The organism is Pseudomonas sp. 29 (assembly GCF_002754355.1).
Classification (GTDB): domain Bacteria; phylum Pseudomonadota; class Gammaproteobacteria; order Pseudomonadales; family Pseudomonadaceae; genus Aquipseudomonas; species Aquipseudomonas neuropathica.
In genome coordinates, this window is record NZ_PEEY01000001.1 from 6,250,072 (window position 1) to 6,266,736 (window position 16,665).

The 16,665-nt window shown below is 60.4% G+C and carries 17 protein-coding genes and 1 tRNA gene; 11 read left to right on the forward strand and 7 right to left on the reverse strand.

Annotated elements, in window-relative coordinates; all coding sequences use genetic code 11:
• Nucleotides 1-31 precede the first annotated feature (31 nt).
• From CLU80_RS29065 to proP, 3 genes are all read left to right on the forward strand, one after another.
• A complete protein-coding gene (locus CLU80_RS29065) occupies nucleotides 32-349 on the forward strand; it encodes a hypothetical protein (RefSeq protein WP_034154135.1) in 318 nt (105 codons plus the stop codon).
• Complete coding sequence (locus CLU80_RS29070; RefSeq protein WP_099759198.1) at nucleotides 349-1,008, forward strand: DUF3313 domain-containing protein; 660 nt, start codon at nucleotides 349-351, stop codon at nucleotides 1,006-1,008. Before CLU80_RS29065 ends, CLU80_RS29070 begins: the two co-directional genes overlap by 1 nt.
• Nucleotides 1,009-1,255: 247 nt before the next feature.
• Nucleotides 1,256-2,758: a glycine betaine/L-proline transporter ProP gene (proP, locus tag CLU80_RS29075; RefSeq protein ID WP_099759199.1), complete on the forward strand. Its 1,503-nt coding sequence runs from the start codon at nucleotides 1,256-1,258 to the stop codon at nucleotides 2,756-2,758.
• Between the two features lie 31 nt (nucleotides 2,759-2,789).
• On the opposite strand, the gene CLU80_RS29080 is transcribed toward proP, so the two are convergent.
• The gene (locus tag CLU80_RS29080) at nucleotides 2,790-3,659 is read right to left on the reverse strand and encodes a LysR family transcriptional regulator (protein ID WP_286079832.1); all 870 of its coding nucleotides are present in this window, start codon (nucleotides 3,657-3,659) and stop codon (nucleotides 2,790-2,792) included.
• Between the two features lie 117 nt (nucleotides 3,660-3,776).
• On the opposite strand from CLU80_RS29080, the gene CLU80_RS29085 reads away from it, so the two are divergent.
• Nucleotides 3,777-4,439: an NADPH-dependent F420 reductase gene (locus CLU80_RS29085; protein ID WP_093431421.1), complete on the forward strand. Its 663-nt coding sequence runs from the start codon at nucleotides 3,777-3,779 to the stop codon at nucleotides 4,437-4,439.
• Here CLU80_RS29085 and CLU80_RS29090 read toward each other — a convergent pair whose 3' ends face one another.
• Nucleotides 4,440-5,057, reverse strand: a complete 618-nt coding sequence (locus CLU80_RS29090; protein ID WP_099759201.1) for a nucleotidyltransferase domain-containing protein — start codon at nucleotides 5,055-5,057, stop codon at nucleotides 4,440-4,442.
• Between the two features lie 124 nt (nucleotides 5,058-5,181).
• Here CLU80_RS29090 and CLU80_RS29095 point away from each other — a divergent pair, with 124 nt between their 5' ends.
• Entirely contained in the window at nucleotides 5,182-5,775 is a 594-nt protein-coding gene (locus CLU80_RS29095) for a DUF502 domain-containing protein (RefSeq protein WP_099759202.1), read from the forward strand.
• On the opposite strand, the gene CLU80_RS29100 is transcribed toward CLU80_RS29095, so the two are convergent.
• The 4 genes from CLU80_RS29100 to CLU80_RS29115 form a co-directional block, all read right to left on the reverse strand.
• Nucleotides 5,776-6,396: a hypothetical protein gene (locus CLU80_RS29100; RefSeq protein WP_099759203.1), complete on the reverse strand. Its 621-nt coding sequence runs from the start codon at nucleotides 6,394-6,396 to the stop codon at nucleotides 5,776-5,778. It abuts the gene before it with no gap.
• A 1-nt stretch (nucleotide 6,397) separates the two neighbouring features.
• The gene (locus CLU80_RS29105) at nucleotides 6,398-7,186 is read right to left on the reverse strand and encodes a DUF2092 domain-containing protein (RefSeq protein WP_099759204.1); all 789 of its coding nucleotides are present in this window, start codon (nucleotides 7,184-7,186) and stop codon (nucleotides 6,398-6,400) included.
• 108 nt (nucleotides 7,187-7,294) lie between these two features.
• Nucleotides 7,295-8,410: an AI-2E family transporter gene (locus CLU80_RS29110; RefSeq protein WP_099759205.1), complete on the reverse strand. Its 1,116-nt coding sequence runs from the start codon at nucleotides 8,408-8,410 to the stop codon at nucleotides 7,295-7,297.
• Nucleotides 8,411-8,484: 74 nt separating this feature from the next.
• Nucleotides 8,485-9,090, reverse strand: a complete 606-nt coding sequence (locus tag CLU80_RS29115) for a TetR/AcrR family transcriptional regulator (RefSeq protein WP_099759206.1) — start codon at nucleotides 9,088-9,090, stop codon at nucleotides 8,485-8,487.
• Between the two features lie 157 nt (nucleotides 9,091-9,247).
• On the opposite strand from CLU80_RS29115, the gene CLU80_RS29120 reads away from it, so the two are divergent.
• The 6 genes from CLU80_RS29120 (at nucleotide 9,248) to CLU80_RS29150 (ending at nucleotide 16,273) form a co-directional block, all read left to right on the forward strand.
• The gene (locus CLU80_RS29120) at nucleotides 9,248-10,630 is read left to right on the forward strand and encodes an aspartate aminotransferase family protein (protein ID WP_099759207.1); all 1,383 of its coding nucleotides are present in this window, start codon (nucleotides 9,248-9,250) and stop codon (nucleotides 10,628-10,630) included.
• Nucleotides 10,631-10,937: 307 nt separating this feature from the next.
• A complete protein-coding gene (locus CLU80_RS29125) occupies nucleotides 10,938-12,641 on the forward strand; it encodes an amidase (protein ID WP_099759208.1) in 1,704 nt (567 codons plus the stop codon).
• A 294-nt stretch (nucleotides 12,642-12,935) separates the two neighbouring features.
• Nucleotides 12,936-14,231 carry an OprD family porin gene (locus CLU80_RS29135; protein ID WP_099759209.1) on the forward strand — a complete coding sequence of 432 codons (1,296 nt, stop codon included), beginning with the start codon at nucleotides 12,936-12,938 and terminating at the stop codon, nucleotides 14,229-14,231.
• 546 nt (nucleotides 14,232-14,777) lie between these two features.
• Entirely contained in the window at nucleotides 14,778-15,137 is a 360-nt protein-coding gene (locus CLU80_RS29140) for a DUF6124 family protein (RefSeq protein ID WP_064119605.1), read from the forward strand.
• A gap of 121 nt (nucleotides 15,138-15,258) precedes the next feature.
• Nucleotides 15,259-15,513, forward strand: coding sequence for a type II toxin-antitoxin system ParD family antitoxin (locus CLU80_RS29145; RefSeq protein WP_099759210.1), 255 nt, complete (start codon nucleotides 15,259-15,261; stop codon nucleotides 15,511-15,513).
• Nucleotides 15,514-15,913: 400 nt separating this feature from the next.
• Nucleotides 15,914-16,273, forward strand: a complete 360-nt coding sequence (locus CLU80_RS29150; RefSeq protein WP_093431385.1) for a DUF6124 family protein — start codon at nucleotides 15,914-15,916, stop codon at nucleotides 16,271-16,273.
• Nucleotides 16,274-16,566: 293 nt separating this feature from the next.
• On the opposite strand, the gene CLU80_RS29155 is transcribed toward CLU80_RS29150, so the two are convergent.
• Nucleotides 16,567-16,662, reverse strand: a tRNA-Sec gene (locus CLU80_RS29155).
• Between the last annotated feature and the right edge of the window lie 3 nt (nucleotides 16,663-16,665).

A 16,665-nucleotide genomic window follows, 5' to 3' on the forward strand; every position in this document is an offset into this window, starting at 1 on the left:
TTCTGCGGCCATTCCAATCCAGGGGGTTCGCATGAAGCTATTGAACGACAACCAATGCGCCGAGGGGCACAACAGCAATCGTCCCTTGATCCTCAGCCAGCGCACCGCCGCGCTCGGCCCCGACACACCGATCGTGTTTCAAGAGTCGTGCCTGAGCGTTTCCAGCGATCAGAGCCGCATCGTCCTGCGCCGCTACTTCGAGCAGTTCAGCCCGACCAATGCGCACTGGGTCGAATACGTCCACAGCATCGCTGCCGCCGACCTGATCCAATGGATCATGAGCCACGGCCAGTTGCACATCGAATGCTCGGACAGCATCGCCACGCAACCTCACAAGGAAACCCGTTAATGACCCGCACGCATTCGCTGTCGCTGGCCCTCGCCACCACCCTGAGCCTGTCGGCCTGCAGCAGTAACAAGGTCGAGCACAGCGGCTTTCTGCATGACTACAGCGTGTTGACTGAACGTCAGTCGCCGTCCGGTCAGCCGGTGCTGGCGTGGATCAGCCCGGCACTCGCCCGGGGCCGATATACCCAGGTTTACCTGGCGCCAAGCCAGTTTTACCCAAGTGCCGAGCCGACGTCGCGGATTCCGCTGAGCACGCTGTCCGGGGTTACTGACTACTACGATGCGGCGCTGCGACTGGAATTGGGCAAGGTGATGCATCTGGTCAACCAACCGGGGCCCAACACGTTGGTGGTGCGCCCCGCCATCACCCAAGTGGCGACCAGCACTCAGGGTTTGCGCTTTTATGAGTGGCTGCCCGTCACCCTCGTCGCTGCCGGTGTGAGCACGGCGACCGGCATCCGCGATCAGGACAGTCAGGTCGCCACCGAGGTTTCGTTCGAGGACGGTTCGACCGGCGAAGTGATTGCCGAAGTGGTGCGCAAAGGCACCGGCGTGCCATTGGAGAACGACAAGCAGGTGTTGACCGCCGATGACGTCAAAGTGGTGCTGGACGGCTGGGCCAGCGACCTGCGGCAATCGTATACGGCCATCCGCCGGTAAACACATATCCCCTGGAGCTGCCGAAGGCTGCGATCTTGTTGGGACGCGGAGCGTCCCCGGCTGCATTCCCACGCAGATCGTGGGAACGATCAATCGCAGCCTTCGGCAGCTCCTACACCGGTGTGCCAGGAAAAAAAGCGCCGAGCAGTGAATTATTTCGTGTCCTCATGTATCTGAGCCAAAGAGTACGCGCCATCAAAAAGATGGCATCTACGCGGCACGATGGATCAGCAAAGAGAAGACCCGGATGAAATCACGCAAGAAAACCGTCAAGCCGATCGGCCTGAACGACATCACCATTGTCGACGACGCCAAGATGCGCAAAGCGATTACCGCTGCCGCCCTGGGCAATGCCATGGAATGGTTCGACTTTGGTGTTTACGGCTTTGTCGCCTATGTGCTCGGCAAAGTGTTCTTCCCCGGCGCCGACCCCGGCACCCAGATGATCGCCGCGCTGGCGACGTTCTCGGTGCCCTTCCTGATTCGGCCGCTGGGCGGCTTGTTCTTCGGCGCCTTGGGCGACAAGTACGGGCGACAGAAAGTCCTCGCCGCGACCATCGTGATCATGTCGCTGAGCACCTTCGCTATTGGCCTGATTCCGTCCTATGCCTCGATTGGCATCTGGGCGCCGATCCTGCTGTTGCTGGCGAAAATGGCCCAAGGCTTCTCGGTGGGCGGTGAATACACCGGAGCGTCGATCTTCGTCGCCGAATACGCGCCGGACCGCAAGCGTGGCTTCCTCGGCAGTTGGCTGGATTTCGGCTCGATTGCCGGCTTCGTTCTCGGTGCCGGTGTGGTGGTGTTGATCTCCACCACGCTGGGCGAAGCCAAGTTCGAAGAATGGGGCTGGCGTCTGCCGTTCTTCCTCGCCTTGCCGCTGGGCATGATCGGCCTCTATTTGCGTCACGCCCTGGAAGAAACCCCGGCGTTCCAGCAGCACGTCGAAAAGCTTGAGAAAGGCGATCGTGAAGGCCTCGCCGGTGGCCCGAAAGTCTCGTTCAAAGAGGTCGCGACCAAACACTGGCGCAGCCTGATGACCTGCATTGGCGTGGTGGCGGTGACCAACGTCACCTACTACATGCTGCTCACCTATATGCCGAGTTACCTCTCGCACAATCTGCACTACAGCGAAAACCGTGGCGTGTTGATCATCATCGCGATCATGGTCGGCATGCTCTTCGTACAACCGGCGATTGGCTTCATCAGCGACAAGATCGGCCGCAAGCCTTTCATCGTCGTCGGCAGCATCGGCTTGTTCATTCTGGCGATCCCGGCGTTCATGCTGATCAACAGCGGCAAGATCGGTTTGATCTTCGCCGGTCTGCTGATGCTGGCCGTGCTGCTGAACTTCTTTATCGGCGTCATGGCCTCTACCCTGCCGGCGATGTTTCCCACGCACATTCGCTACAGCGCGCTGGCGGCGGCGTTCAACGTTTCGGTATTGATCGCCGGCCTGACTCCGACCGTGGTCGCGTGGCTGGTCGAGAGCACCAATAATCTGTACATGCCGGCGTATTACCTGATGGTCATCGCCGTGATCGGTCTGGCCACCGGGGTGACCATGAAGGAAACCGCGAACAAGCCATTGCGCGGTGCCGCGCCGGCAGCCTCGGACCTCGAAGAAGCCAAGGAACTGCTGCAAGAGCACCACGACAACATCGAGCAGAAGATCGAAGACATCGACGCCGAAATCGCTGCGCTGGAAGCCAAGCGCAAGGAACTGGTGCAGCAGCATCCGCGAATTAACTGAGTCGCTTTATTCACTCATCCAAATCGCCCGGTCAGCCAAATCGGCTGACCGCGGCATCGATGAACTGGCGCACTTTCGCGGTCTTCTGCCGATGCGCCGTGTACAGCAGATGCATCGCTCTGCTCGGCGCCTCAAACCCCTCCAACAACCTCACCAACTCGCCTCTGCGCAATGCCGGTTCAAGAAAGTCGGCAGGCCCCAGCACAATCCCGAAACCATCCACCGCCGCTGACAACAACGCCTTGCTCTCGTTGACGTGCAAGCGACTGCTCACCGGCACGCGCTCGACCTGCGCACCGTTGAAAAACGACCACTCGTGATCGGCAGGCCGTGACCAATAGGCATAACCCAGGCACTCATGTTGTTGCAGATCGGTGGGCACTTGCGGTGTGCCGTGTTCCGCCAGATAGCGTGGCGCCGCGCAGACAATCAAGCGATACGCGGCCAAGGGCCTGGCGGTGAGGCTAGCCGTGGCCAACGGGCCGATCCGGAAAGCCACCTCAAACCCCTCCTCCACCAGATCCACCGCACGGTCGGTCAGGTGCAGATCAATTTCCACTTCAGGGAATTCGCGCAAGAACGCGGTCATGAACGGCATCAGGCTGTACGAACCGAAGGTTACCGGCGCGCTGATCCTGAGCTTGCCGCGCGGCGTGTCATTCATGATCTGCGCCAGCGAATCAGCGGCCTCTGCCTCAGTGACGATGTGCTTGCAGCGCTCGTAGTAGGCCTGGCCCAGTTCGGTCAGGCTCTGCCGGCGCGTGGTGCGATTGAGCAACCGCGCACCCAGCCGCTGTTCAAGGGCGGCCACGTGTTTGGCGACCATTTGCGCCGACATGTCGAGGCGTTGCGCAGCGCTGGCGTACGAGCCCGCTTCAGCCGCCATCACGAAAGCCGCCATGCTGGTCAGCCGATCCACTCGAAACTCCTGTTAGCGAAAGTAAGTAACAGAGTGCAATTTATCTGCATCTGGGCAGGAATCATCATAGTGGCTCCCCACCTGACAGAGGAACACACCATGCGCATTGGAATCGTTGGAGCCGGATTCATCGGGCGCGCCGTCGCGCAAATCGTCCTCGCCGCCGGGCACGAAGTAATGCTCAGTAACTCACGCGGCCCGAAGACCATGAGCAGCGTGCTCGCCGGCATCACCGGCTGCCAGATCGGCACGGCCGAACAGGCCACACAGTTTGCCGACGTGGTGTTGCTGGCCATTCCCTACGAACACATCCCGAGCCTGCCGCCAGCCTGGTTCGAAGGGAAAACCGTGCTCGACGCCAACAACTATTACCCTGATCGCGACGGCCACATCGCCGTACTCGACACGTTCCAGAGCACCACCAGCCGCTTGCTCGCAGAGCATTTGCGCGGTGCCACGGTGGTCAAGGTGTTCAATGCCATCCTCGCCGCGGACTTGCTTACGGATGGCCGCCCGCATGATTCCAGCGAGCGGCGCGCCCTGCCCGTCGCCGCAGATGACGCTGACGCCAAGGCATTGGTCGTGGGTTTGCTGGACGAACTCGGCTTCGATGCGGTCGACGCCGGAGGCCTCGATGAGAGCTGGCGATTCGAGCGGGCGAAACCGGCTTACTGCGCGCCGCTGGACAAGTCCGGGCTGGAGAAAGCGCTGGCTGCTGCCGAGCGCGAGGTCGAGTTACCCTTGGGCAGTTGGCGGCGCTGATCAAGCCTGAACAGCGTCCAGCCAGTCGTGCTTCGGGTGCAACAGCGTCAAATGTCGAACCAGCCACACGCGCTCCTGCACCGACATCCGCGGTAAAGCCATGGCGAAATCGCTGCGGTCTTTGGCGCGCGTGTGCTTGGCTTTGAACAAGAGAACGGCAGCAGGTCGCAGATACGGAATGCCGGCCGTGCTGCGCATCACCATGTCGGCGCGTGAACAGACGATCGACGGATCGCGTTTATAAACCCAGGTGTCCGGCGTGCCCGGTTCGATCATCACATCCACGCGCCAAGCCTGCGCGGCGCGGTCGTATCCCCAGACCTGAAAAATATCTGCAGCGGGCAAGCAAATCGCTGACAAAACCTGGAACGTACCGTCCTTCACCGCGTAGAAGTCGAGATCGCTCAGCGCCTGACGAAAACACGCAAAATCCGCCCGCAACACCGTGAACTCCAGATCACTGTGAGTCCGGGTTTGCCGCCCGTGCCACAAGTCCAGCGCCCAGCCGCCGACCACACACCACGGGCGGTTTACCGCGCTCAGACGTCGGGCCAATTCGTCAGGTGTCCAGGGTTGCCATTGCTCTTGATCGGGCACCAACGGCCGGGCTGTTGTCATGTCTCAGGCTCGTTGTTCTATTGATGGATAACGGGAGTGCGCCATTCGAACCGCTTTCACCACCCGGCTCAAGATTTTTATCAGCTAGCCTTGAATCCGATCGCACGTCATTCAAGGAGCCGTCATGTTCAAGTTCATCAAGACCACCGTGGTCGGCGGTCTGCTGTTCATTCTGCCGTTGGTGTTGATCGTCGTGCTGATCGAAAAAGCCATCCACCTGCTGCGCGGGCCGGTAGAAAAGTTATTGCCGATGTTCAAGGGCTATGACGTGGCGGGCGTGACGCTGGTGAGTCTGGCGGCGTTGCTGGGCCTGATCGTCCTGTGTTTTCTCGCCGGGCTGCTGGCACGCACGTCTGCGGCGGCGCGGGCGCTGGAGGCCACGGAAAACAAGCTGCTCAGCAACCTGCCCGGTTACCAGTTGTTCAAGGACACCACGGCGCGGTTTGCCGGGCTGGAAAACGAGGACGGTTCCAAGGTCGGCCTGATTGCCGAGGGCGAAGGCTTTCGCCTGTGCCTGATCGTTGAGAGCGTGGATGACTGGCTGACGATTTTCATGCCGGACGGTGGGCCGGCCGGCGGCACCGCCGGTGAAGTGCGGTTGGTGCCCGCCGCACACGTGATCGTTACCGAACTGTCGTGGCTGACCCTGGCCACCGGGTTACGCCGTGGCGGCCGTGGCATGCTGGCGCAGATGCAAGCGTGGGTGCCGAAAGCCTGATCAAGGCGCATTGACCACCACATACGTCACATCACTGCCCTGATACTGCGGCTGGTACCAGGTCGAGCCGCATTGCATGTAGGCGACGTTGTACTGAATCACCTGCACACAACTGCTGGGCATTTGCGCCGGGGTAAAGATCGCCCCTACCACCGCCGCAGTGGCCGCGACGGTTGCCGTTACCGCCACTGCGGCCGCCACCGGATGGTAGTGATCGTCGTAGCCATAACGGCCATGGCCGTCGACATCAATATCGACATCGCGGCTGTTGTCGATGTTGACGTTTCGGTTGCCGTTGTTGACGTTCGTACGGTTACCAACGTTGTTGCCGGCATTGACCCGGTTACCCGAATTGACCCGGTTACCCGAATTGACCCGATTGCCCGAATTGACCCGATTGCCCGAATTGACCCGGTTACCGGCACTGACATTGTTGGTGCGCTGCGGCGCATTGATCCGCTGCGCCCGTTGCGCGTTCGGTGCTGGCGCGCGATTGACGTTGGCGCGGGCATGGCCCTGGGCGCGTTGCCCCCGGGCATCGGCTTCGGCGACATAACCGGCGGTCAGCAGCGTGGCGGTGGCCAGCGACAACAACAAACTCCACGTCATCGACTTGTTCATATCACTGCCCTCCCTGATCGCTGGCCTGTTTAAACGCAATCGCCACATCGCCTTTGCCCGGTTTGAAGGTGAACTGCGTGTCCGGAATGGTCGGCTTGAGGTTCCACTGATACACCGCGCTGTACTCGGGGAAGCTCTTATCGTCGGTGGTGGTGATCACCAGCTTGCACGGCAAGGGTTTGTCGGAGCGGGTCAGCCACAATTGCCAGTCGATGCCCTCCTGGCGAAACGCCAAATGGTCGCAGAGCTGGCCCTTGATGACCGACGGGCCCACGTACAACGCGGCTTTCAAGGCATCGATCTGCGCCTGATCACTGCCGAACAGAAACAGGTCCTCCATCGGTACCTGCACACCGTAGAAGTTTTCGACCTTGTGCAGGGTTTCCGCCACCGTGGCCGGGGCGTCGACGGTGGTGTAGTACTTCAGGTATGGCGAATACTGGGTGAGTTTTTTGCCGTTATAGAAAAACTCGCGGGTGCGCACATCGCCTTCGCTTTTCGCATACAGGCGATCATGGCCGACCACTTTCAGGGTGTTGGCGGACTCGGTCTTGATCTTCTGCCCGGATTCCAGAACCGTGTCGCGCGAGACTTGGGCGTCGACCTGGAATTTCGGCAGGCTGCGCAGGTAATCGCCCATATCGATGAGCTTGTCGACCACTTGCGGGTTGATCAACGGCGCATCATCGGTGGCCGCGTGAGGGGGCGTCGCCGGCGGGTCTTCGGCGCGGACTCCCGGCGCGAGAACCAGTGTGAACATCAGGCAGACAATACTGGCTGGGGCTTTCATCGGTTCCGCTCCTGTCCCTGCGTGGGCGTTGCGCCCGAAGGGCGACTGACTGACCAGCCTAGACGTCCGCTGAGGTGTACGCCAATGCGTCAGCGAGAGGGATAAGTGTCACGGTAGATTTTCTTTGCGCTGGCTCTCCAGAAGCTCCGTGATATCGGCCGGTTGATAGACCCAGCCGATGAACAATTCATAGCCGACCGCCAGAATCACCGGCCCGGTGAACAAACCAATAATGCCGCTGGTGACCATGCCGCCGAGTGCGCCAATCAGCACCACCGGCATTGGCACCGCGACACCGCGTCCCAGCAACATCGGCTTGAGCACGTTGTCGGCAAGTCCGGCAACCGCCATCCACACCGCAAAGATAATCGTGCTGGCGCTGACCCCGTCCACGGCGAAGACATAAATCACGATGGGCAGCGTGATCAGCAACACCGGCAATTGGGTGATGCCCAGCAGCAACACCATCAAGGCAAGAATGCCGGCCGCCGGTACGCCCATGACCACCAGTGCCACGCCAACCAGCAGCATCTGAATAAAGGCGATACCAACCACGCCCTGCGCCACGGCGCGGATGGTTGCCGTACACAGTTCGGCGATCTGCGGGCCGCGCACCGGCCCGGAAATGCGTGTGGTGACTGCAACCGCTGTGCGGTGGCCGCGCTCGCCGTGGTGCATGATCAACCCGGCAACGATCAAGGCAATCACAAACACCACGATGCCTGCGCCGACGCCGGCGGCTTGATGCAACACCACTTTGCTCCAGTCCTTGAGGTGCGGCGCCAGCTCCTGAAACGCCCAGCTCAGGTCCTGCGAAGCGTGCATCCAGATGCCGTACAGCGGCGCGCCAATCAACGGCCAGCCTTCAACACTGGCCGGTGGCGGCGGTATCTCGAACTGCCCCGCTTCGAACGTGTGCATGCTGCCCTTGATCGAATCGGCGATCGAAGCACCCAGCAGGCTCAACGGCAGCATCAGAATCACCAGGCCCAGCAGCACCAGAATGATTGCCGCCCAGCCGTAGCGATTACCGAGTTTCGCGCCCAGAGCCTGATTCAGCGGATACAGCGTGACGGCCAGGATCAGCGCCCACAGCATGACATTGAGAAACGGATGGAAAATGTCGTAGCAGAACAGCACCAGAACGGTGATCAGGCCCGCTCGAATGAGCACGTCGAGCAGTGCTCTGGAACTCTGAAACGTGATCAGCGGTTGGTCTTCCATGTCGGCGCTCCTGGATTGGGCCAGCGTTGAACCGCTGTGAGCCTAGTCCACTTCCGGCACATCGTCTTTTAGCCTTAGCGCTCCAGCATGCCGTGACACAACAGATTCAGAACCCCGCGCATGTGCAAGGCGTGCGCGGCCCGATCCGGGACTTCCTGCGTGGCGAGGCGAATGAACGCCATGTTCGCGTATTGGTTGAACAGCGTCGCCACCACGTCGAGATCGATCGATTCGCGCACTTTGCCGGCCTGCTGAAAATGCAGAAGCAGCGCTTTGGTCTCTTCGATCACGGCGGCATTCCACGGGCTCATCGCCTCAGCCAACTCACCGGTCAGCAGAAACGGCGCCAGTTCCCGCCACAACGAAGCCGGCATCGCTTGTAGCTGGTAATCAGTCATCAGCCCTTCGAACTCGCACAGCGCCTCCAGCGGATCACTGTCCTCGTCCAGATTGGCCCGCGCCTCGCGCATGGCTTGCTCGTCGGGTTGCTTGAGCAAGGCCAGCAGAATCTCCTGCTTGCCGCCGAAATAATTCACCACCGTTGGCGCGGAAACGCCCGCCTGCACGGCGATCTGGTCCAGCGTGGTAGCCGCAAAACCGTTGCGCTTGAACAACTCGAGCGCCGCCTCGGCAATCACCTGCCGGCGCTGTTCCTTCTGCCGTTCTCTGAGTCCGCTCATGTTGCCTCTGTTGATCGTTGCCAATGGCGGTCAGCCTACGGTTATCTTTTTTTACCCACAAATATTTTCTTTACAAAAATATTTTTAGATGACAAAACTTTCCCCGTGCAGCGCTGTGACGAACGCACCCACTTACCCTTTGCTCTGGAGATCCGCCATGTCCGCCGAATTCGATTCGACCCGCAGTACCCGCGATTACCAAGCCTCTGACGCCGCTCACCACATCCACGCGTTCGTTGATCAGAAGGCGCTCAACGAGGAAGGTCCACGGGTGATGGTCAGCGGCGATCGCCTGGCGTTGTGGGATAACGACGGCAATCGCTATCTGGATGGCATGTCCGGCCTGTGGTGCACCAACCTCGGCTACGGGCGCAAGGATCTCGCCGCTGCTGCGACCGCGCAGCTGGAACAACTGCCCTACTACAACATGTTCTTCCACACCACTCACCCGGCGGTGATCGAGCTGTCCGAACTGCTCTTCAGTCTGTTGCCCAAGCACTACAGCCACGCGATCTACACCAACTCCGGCTCCGAAGCCAACGAAGTGCTGATCCGTACCGTGCGCAAGTTCTGGCAGGTCATGGGCAAGCCCGAGAAGAAAATCATGATCGGCCGCTGGAACGGCTACCACGGCTCGACCCTGGCCGCGACGGCGTTGGGCGGGATGAAATTCATGCATGAGATGGGCGGGACCATTCCCGATGTCGCGCACATTGATGAGCCGTACTGGTTCGCCCATGAAGGCAACCTCAGCCCGGAAGAGTTTGGCCTGCAAGCGGCGCGGCAACTGGAAGACAAGATTCTTGAGCTAGGCGCCGACAAGGTCGCCGCGTTCGTCGCAGAACCGTTTCAGGGTGCGGGAGGGATGATCATTCCGCCGGCGACGTACTGGCCGGAAATCCAGCGTATCTGCCGTCAATACGATGTGTTGTTGTGTGCGGATGAAGTGATTGGCGGTTTTGGCCGCACCGGTGAATGGTTCGCCCATCAGACGTTCGGTTTTGAGCCGGACACGCTGTCGATCGCCAAAGGCCTGACCTCCGGTTACATCCCCATGGGCGGCTTGATTCTGTCGCGGCGCATGGCTGAAGCATTGGTCGAGAAAGGTGGCGTGTTTGCCCATGGCCTGACCTATTCCGGCCACCCGGTGGCGGCCGCCGTGGCGATTGCCAACCTCAAGGCCTTGCGCGATGAGGGCGTAGTGAATCAGGTGAAAACCGACACCGGGCCGTATCTGCAGAATTGCCTGCGCGAGGTGTTCGGCAGTCATCCGTTGGTGGGTGAGATTCAGGGGGTTGGTTTGGTGGCTGCGTTGCAGTTTGCTGAGGACAAAGCGACGCGCAAGCGTTTTGCCAATGAAAACGATATCGCCTGGCGTTGCCGCACGATTGGCTTTGAGGAAGGCTTGATCATTCGCTCGACACTGGGGCGGATGATCATGGCCCCGGCGCTGGTGGCCACGCGCGCGGAGCTGGATGAGCTGGTCGACAAGACGCGGATTGCGGTGGATCGGACGGCGCGGGAGTACGGGGTGCTGTGATCGGCTGAAGTGATAGGTTGGCCGGGCTGACGCCTTCGCGAGCAAGCTCGCTCCCACATTTGGAACGCATTTCACTTTGGCAGCCTGGATGCCTGTTTGAAATGCGATCCCTGTGGGAGCGAGCTTGCTCGCGAAGGGCTCGCCGAAGATTCATTGTCGAACAAACAACAATCCCGTCGATTACTCCGCACGCCGCTTGGTGTTAAATAGGCGCCAGTCTTAACCTTGTCGCTTATAGCTGTGCAACGAGAACCGATATGAACACCCATTCCAGGAAAAACACCCAAATTCAAACAGCGGTGAGCGCATGATCGAGGTCACCGAAGTTTCCATTGCCCAACTGCGCGCCGCGCTCGAGTCCGGCCAGACCACCGCAGTCGAACTGGTGCAGGCATATCTCGCACGCATCGATGCCTACGATGGCGCCGACACCCCAACGGCGCTGAATGCCGTGGTCGTGCGCAACCCTGAAGCGTTGAACGAAGCCCGGGCGTCCGATGCCCGTCGTGCCGAAGGCAAAACCCTCGGCCCGCTCGACGGCATTCCTTACACCGCCAAGGACAGCTATCTGGTCAAAGGCCTCACGGCAGCGTCCGGCAGCCCGGCCTTCGCCGATCTGGTGGCTTATCGCGACGCCTTCACCATTGAACGTCTGCGCGCGGCCGGGGCGATTTGCCTGGGCAAGACCAACATGCCGCCGATGGCCAATGGCGGCATGCAACGTGGCGTCTACGGTCGCGCCGAAAGCCCTTACAACGCTGATTACCTCACCGCGCCGTTTGCCTCCGGTTCGTCGAACGGTGCCGGCACCGCCACTGCCGCGAGTTTTGCCGCGTTTGGGCTGGCTGAAGAAACCTGGTCGAGCGGGCGTGGCCCGGCGTCGAACAATGGTTTGTGCGCCTACACGCCGTCACGCGGGGTGATCTCGGTGCGCGGCAACTGGCCGTTGACGCCGACCATGGACGTCGTCGTGCCTTATGCGCGGACCATGGCCGATCTGCTCGAAGTCCTCGACATCGTCGTTGCCGAAGACCCGGACACCCGTGGCGACCTCTGGCGTCTGCAACCGTGGGTGCCGATCCCGAGCATCAACGAGGTGCGCCCCGCCGCCTACGCCGATCTGGCTGCCGACGCCAAAGCGCTGGCCGGCAAGCGTTTCGCCGTGCCGCGCATGTTCATCAATGCCGACCCCGAGGCTGGCACCAGCGAAGCCCCGGGCATCGGTGGCCCGACCGGCCAGCGCATCAACACCCGCGCCTCTGTGATCGACTTGTGGAAGCAGGCGCGTCAGGCTCTGGAAGCGGCCGGTGCCGAAGTCATCGAAACCGACTTTCCGCTGGTCTCCAACTGCGAAGGCGATCGCCCCGGCGCGCCAACCGTGTTCACCCGTGGTCTGGTCTCGAAAGAGTTTCTTCACCATGAGCTATGGGACCTGACCGCATGGGCGTTCGACGACTTCCTGCAAGCCAACGGCGATCCGAAACTCAATCGTCTGGTCGACGTCGACGGGCCGAAAATCTTCCCGCACGACCCTGGCACCCTGCCCAACCGTGAAGGCGATCTGGCTGCCGGCATGGATGAGTACGTGCGCATGGCCGAGCGCGGCATCACCCCGTGGAATGAAATCAGCACAGTGCCTGACGGCCTGCGCGGCCTGGAGCAAACCCGACGCATCGACCTCGAAGACTGGATGGACACGCTGGGCCTCGATGCCGTGCTGTTCCCGACTGTTGCCGACGTCGGCCCGGCAGACGCGGACGTCAACCCGGAGTCGGCCGACATCGCCTGGAGCAACGGCATCTGGGTGGCCAACGGCAACCTCGCGATCCGCCACCTCGGCGTGCCAACCGTCACCGTGCCGATGGGCGTGATGGCCGACATCGGCATGCCAGTCGGCCTGACCTTCGCTGGCCGCGCCTACGACGACTCGAACCTGCTGCGTTTCGCCGCCGCGTTTGAATCAACCGGCAGCAAACGCCAGGTCCCGCCGCGCACGCCGCCATTGTCGTAACGCGATCAAAAGGTGTGTCAGGCAACAAAAATGTTGCCCGACACACCGCCATCGCTGACGCAGATTTTTGCTCCCGCCACAAAACCCTCATTCAGCCCAGAACCCTGTGGGAGCGAGCTTGCTCGCGAAAGCGGTTTATCAGCCGGCAAAAATGTTGACTGATGTACCGCTTTCGCGAGCAAGCTCGCTCCCACAGGTTTTGTGTAGCCCCGCAAATTCAGCACATCCGCTCAATCCCCTGCCCTACATTCCCGCGATCATCCCAGCCATCTTAATTGCCGCTGGCCACCGACCATGATCGACCGCGCCTCTTCACGCCTCACCCTCCTCGCGCTGCTCTGCGGTCTGACCACCAGCGCCCACGCCAGCGGTTTCTTCGACGATGCCAAAAGCGAAATCCTCAGCCGCAACTTCTACCTGAGCAACGACTACCGCTCGCCCTCACCCTCCGGCAAAAACTATAAACAAGAATGGGCTCAAGGCTTTATCGGCACTTTCTCATCTGGTTTCACCGCCGGAACGGTCGGTTTCGGCATCGATGCCCACGCCTTCGCCGGGCTGAAACTCGACGGTGGCAGAGGCCATTCCGGGACCGGTCTGCTGCCGGTCGACAGCGATGGCCGCAGCGAAAACGATTACTCCAGCGCAGGCGGTGCGCTCAAGCTGAAAGCCTCGCGCACCACCCTCGCCTTCGGTGAAATGACCGTGGAAACCCCGGTGTTCGACACCTCCGACAAACGCCTGCAACCGGAGTACGCCACCGGTTTTCTGCTCAACAGCGCCGAGTTCGACCACATCAATCTGGTCGCCGGGCATTTCACCGCTTTCAAGAACCAGGACAGCTCCTCCGGCAAAGGCGATTTCTACGGCTACGGCGCCAATACCGAGGCCGGCGCGATCAGTTTTCTCGGCGCCGATCTGTTCACCGACAGCCCAGTGGGCGGCGCGCTGTATGCCTCCGACCTGAGCGACACCTGGCATCAGTACTACGGCAATCTGCACTTCAAGCAGTCCGGCGTGCTGCTCGACGCCAACCTCTACCACACCCGCGACACCGGCCGAGCGCTGGCCGGCGCCATCGACAACACCGCGTTCAGCCTCTCCGGCAAATACGCCTTCGGCCCGCACGCGGTGATGCTCGGCTGGCAAAAGATCAATGGCGACACACCGTTCGATTTCGTCGGCGGCGACTCGATCTACCTCGCCAACTCGATCAAATACGCCGATTTCAACGGCGCCAACGAACGCTCCTGGCAAGCGCGCTACGACCTCGACCTCGGCGCCTTCGGCATCCCCGGCCTGAAGTTCATGACCCGCTACGTCAGCGGTAGCCACATCGACGGCACCCACGCGCCCAAGGGTGGCGCCTACAACCCGTTCGATCCTGACAGCGGCAGTTATCAACCGCAGCAAGGCGATGGTGGCAAGCACTGGGAGCGCGATATCGATTTGAAGTACGTCGTGCAATCGGGCGCGGCGAAGGATCTGTCGGTGCAGGTGTCACATGTTTCACACCGGGCCAACGAGGCGCAGGCCGGTGATGACATTGACCGTATCTACGTGGTGATCCAGTACCCACTGGGTTTCTAACCCACCGCCCATCCCGAATTGAAACACTTTCCCCTGTAGGAGTGAGCCTGCTCGCAATAGCGTCTTTTCAGCAACATTCATGCTGACTGATACACCGTTATCGCGAGCAGGCTCATTCCTACAGGTTTCTGCGTCAATCACCAGGCTGTGTTTACACCGCCGAACCTGTGGGAGCGAGCCTGCTCGCGAAGGGGCCAGTGAAGTCAGCGCAAATCGCCTTTTAAACTCAGGCGTTTAAAAGACACCTCCAGACACGCCTTCAAGGCTACAAATTCTTGCGCCTTTGCCTACGGCTACGCCAGAATCCGCCGGCTTGTGCGCCTTGGGAGCGGGTTCTATTGTGGTGCCGTCGCTGATTATCAGTGATCGGGTTTAGCAGCCCGGGTTATCTCTAGACGCACAAAGTCCGTTGCCGTCATGGCGGCTTTGCGTGGGGCACTTCGGTGCGCCGGGTTCTAGAGTCCTGGTCTGCTAACCCGCGTACAGCCGCCACCTCCTTCGTTAGCAGCGAACAGTGGCAGCTTCAATACTCTAGAGGCTTTACCCATGATCAAACCAACACCAAACCCGCCCGAAACCGACCTCGCTTCCCCCTACGAATCCCTCGATTCAAAAAAACTCAACGACGCCGCCGAACGCGCGCTCGATCATTACCTCTGCCCACCCGGCTCCACCCCGCCGCCCCGTAAAACCCGCCGGATGTACGCCGTCACCGCAGACTTCAAAAACGAGGAACTACTGGCTGATGCCAGCGAAACCCTCGCCTCAGCCAGAACCATCGCCCATGACTTCGCCCACCTCATACCGGCGTCGCAGCGCAGGACGCTGTTGGGGATCGCGCAACTGATCATGCTCGGCGAGCTGGCGGTGAATCGGGTGATGGATAATCTGGAGTTGCCGGGCTGATCAGTACCCCGGCAATCCTGTGGCGAGGGCGATCGCTCTCGCCACAGGGCTAAACAGGGCCAGACAACGTTCTCCGCTTTTTGCTTTTGCGCACATTCGACCATCCTCCGGAGGCCCGCCCATGGCAACCGTACGAAAAAACATCACTGTGACTGATCAGCGAGACCACTGGACCAAAGCTCAGATCGAAGCCGGTCATTACACCAACGGCAGCGAACACATTCGCGAACTGATCCGCCGTGAACAGGAGCGAAGCGTCGAGCTGGAAACCATCCTAGCTGCTCTTCGTAAAGGTGAGTCCAGTGGAACACCACGCCCCTTCGATCCCGAGGCATTCAAAAAGAGAATGTCGAAAGTGCATCGTTATCAGGGATAGATCACGTTTTCCGTTCAGAACTTCGCCCGACTTTTTGCCTTTTAAACTTGAGTGTTTAGAAGACACCTCCAGACACGCCTTAGAGGCTACACATCCTTGCGCCATTACCTACAGCTACGCCAGAATCCGCCGGCTTGTGCGCCTTGGGGGCGGGTTCTATTGTGGTGCGGTCGCTGACGAATCAGCGGTCGGGTTTCGCAGCCCGGATCAATCAAGGCGCACAGCGCTCCAGTGCATTGCCATCAAGATTAATGGCAATGATGCTTCATGGCGGCTGTGCGCGGGATACCTTCGGGTATGCCGGGTTCCTTGATTCCCGGTCTGCGAACCTGCGTACAGCTGCCACCTCTCTTCGTTTCGCAGCGAAATGTGGCGGCTCCAGCAATCAAGGAGCTTCACTATGATAAAACCAACACCCAACCCACCCGAAACAGACCTCGCGTCCCCCTACGAATCCCTCGATTCCAAAAAACTCAACGACGCCGCCGAACGCGCCCTCGATCATTACCTCTGCCCACCCGGCTCCACACCGCCGCCACGTAAAACCCGCCGGATGTACGCCGTCACCGCAGACTTCAAAAACGAGGAACTACTGGCTGATGCCAGCGAAACACTCGCCTCCGCCAGAACCATCGCCCATGACTTCGCCCATCTCGTACCTGCGTCGCAGCGCAGGACGCTTTTGGGGATCGCGCAACTGATCATGCTCGGCGAGCTGGCGGTGAATCGGGTGATGGATAATCTGGAACTACCACGGTAGCCGGGATCTGTGACAAGCCCTGAGTGAGGTTTTGTGGCTGCTGACGTCTTCGCGAGCAAGCTCGCTCCCACAGGGTATCGACTTCGATCACAAACCTTGTTTACACGCAGACCCCGTAGGAGCGAGCTTGCTCACGAGGGCGATCTCACAGCCAACACATACCCCCAAGTGACTAAACGAGGCCAGATCAGGTTTATCCAGCATTCCGAAGCAAAAGATCGCAGCCTTCGGCAGCTCCTACACCGATCTATGTAGAGGCTGCCGAAGGCTGCGATCTTTTGCTTTTGGCAAACTGGCGGAAGGCAGCCGGAGTCGAACCTGCCCGGGAACGGATGCCGTCCCCAACCGGGTTTGAAGCCCGGCCGCGCCACCGGGCGCGATTGCCTTCCTTA

What these genes read in the sequence shown, in the direction of transcription:
- CLU80_RS29065 (WP_034154135.1), top strand. Translation starts at nt 32, where the DNA reads ATGAAGCTATTGAACGACAACCAATGCGCCGAGGGGCACAACAGCAAT.
- CLU80_RS29070 (WP_099759198.1), top strand. Translation starts at nt 349, where the DNA reads ATGACCCGCACGCATTCGCTGTCGCTGGCCCTCGCCACCACCCTGAGC.
- proP (WP_099759199.1), top strand. Translation starts at nt 1,256, where the DNA reads ATGAAATCACGCAAGAAAACCGTCAAGCCGATCGGCCTGAACGACATC.
- CLU80_RS29080 (WP_286079832.1), bottom strand. Translation starts at nt 3,659, where the DNA reads ATGGCGGCTTTCGTGATGGCGGCTGAAGCGGGCTCGTACGCCAGCGCT.
- CLU80_RS29085 (WP_093431421.1), top strand. Translation starts at nt 3,777, where the DNA reads ATGCGCATTGGAATCGTTGGAGCCGGATTCATCGGGCGCGCCGTCGCG.
- CLU80_RS29090 (WP_099759201.1), bottom strand. Translation starts at nt 5,057, where the DNA reads ATGACAACAGCCCGGCCGTTGGTGCCCGATCAAGAGCAATGGCAACCC.
- CLU80_RS29095 (WP_099759202.1), top strand. Translation starts at nt 5,182, where the DNA reads ATGTTCAAGTTCATCAAGACCACCGTGGTCGGCGGTCTGCTGTTCATT.
- CLU80_RS29100 (WP_099759203.1), bottom strand. Translation starts at nt 6,396, where the DNA reads ATGAACAAGTCGATGACGTGGAGTTTGTTGTTGTCGCTGGCCACCGCC.
- CLU80_RS29105 (WP_099759204.1), bottom strand. Translation starts at nt 7,186, where the DNA reads ATGAAAGCCCCAGCCAGTATTGTCTGCCTGATGTTCACACTGGTTCTC.
- CLU80_RS29110 (WP_099759205.1), bottom strand. Translation starts at nt 8,410, where the DNA reads ATGGAAGACCAACCGCTGATCACGTTTCAGAGTTCCAGAGCACTGCTC.
- CLU80_RS29115 (WP_099759206.1), bottom strand. Translation starts at nt 9,090, where the DNA reads ATGAGCGGACTCAGAGAACGGCAGAAGGAACAGCGCCGGCAGGTGATT.
- CLU80_RS29120 (WP_099759207.1), top strand. Translation starts at nt 9,248, where the DNA reads ATGTCCGCCGAATTCGATTCGACCCGCAGTACCCGCGATTACCAAGCC.
- CLU80_RS29125 (WP_099759208.1), top strand. Translation starts at nt 10,938, where the DNA reads ATGATCGAGGTCACCGAAGTTTCCATTGCCCAACTGCGCGCCGCGCTC.
- CLU80_RS29135 (WP_099759209.1), top strand. Translation starts at nt 12,936, where the DNA reads ATGATCGACCGCGCCTCTTCACGCCTCACCCTCCTCGCGCTGCTCTGC.
- CLU80_RS29140 (WP_064119605.1), top strand. Translation starts at nt 14,778, where the DNA reads ATGATCAAACCAACACCAAACCCGCCCGAAACCGACCTCGCTTCCCCC.
- CLU80_RS29145 (WP_099759210.1), top strand. Translation starts at nt 15,259, where the DNA reads ATGGCAACCGTACGAAAAAACATCACTGTGACTGATCAGCGAGACCAC.
- CLU80_RS29150 (WP_093431385.1), top strand. Translation starts at nt 15,914, where the DNA reads ATGATAAAACCAACACCCAACCCACCCGAAACAGACCTCGCGTCCCCC.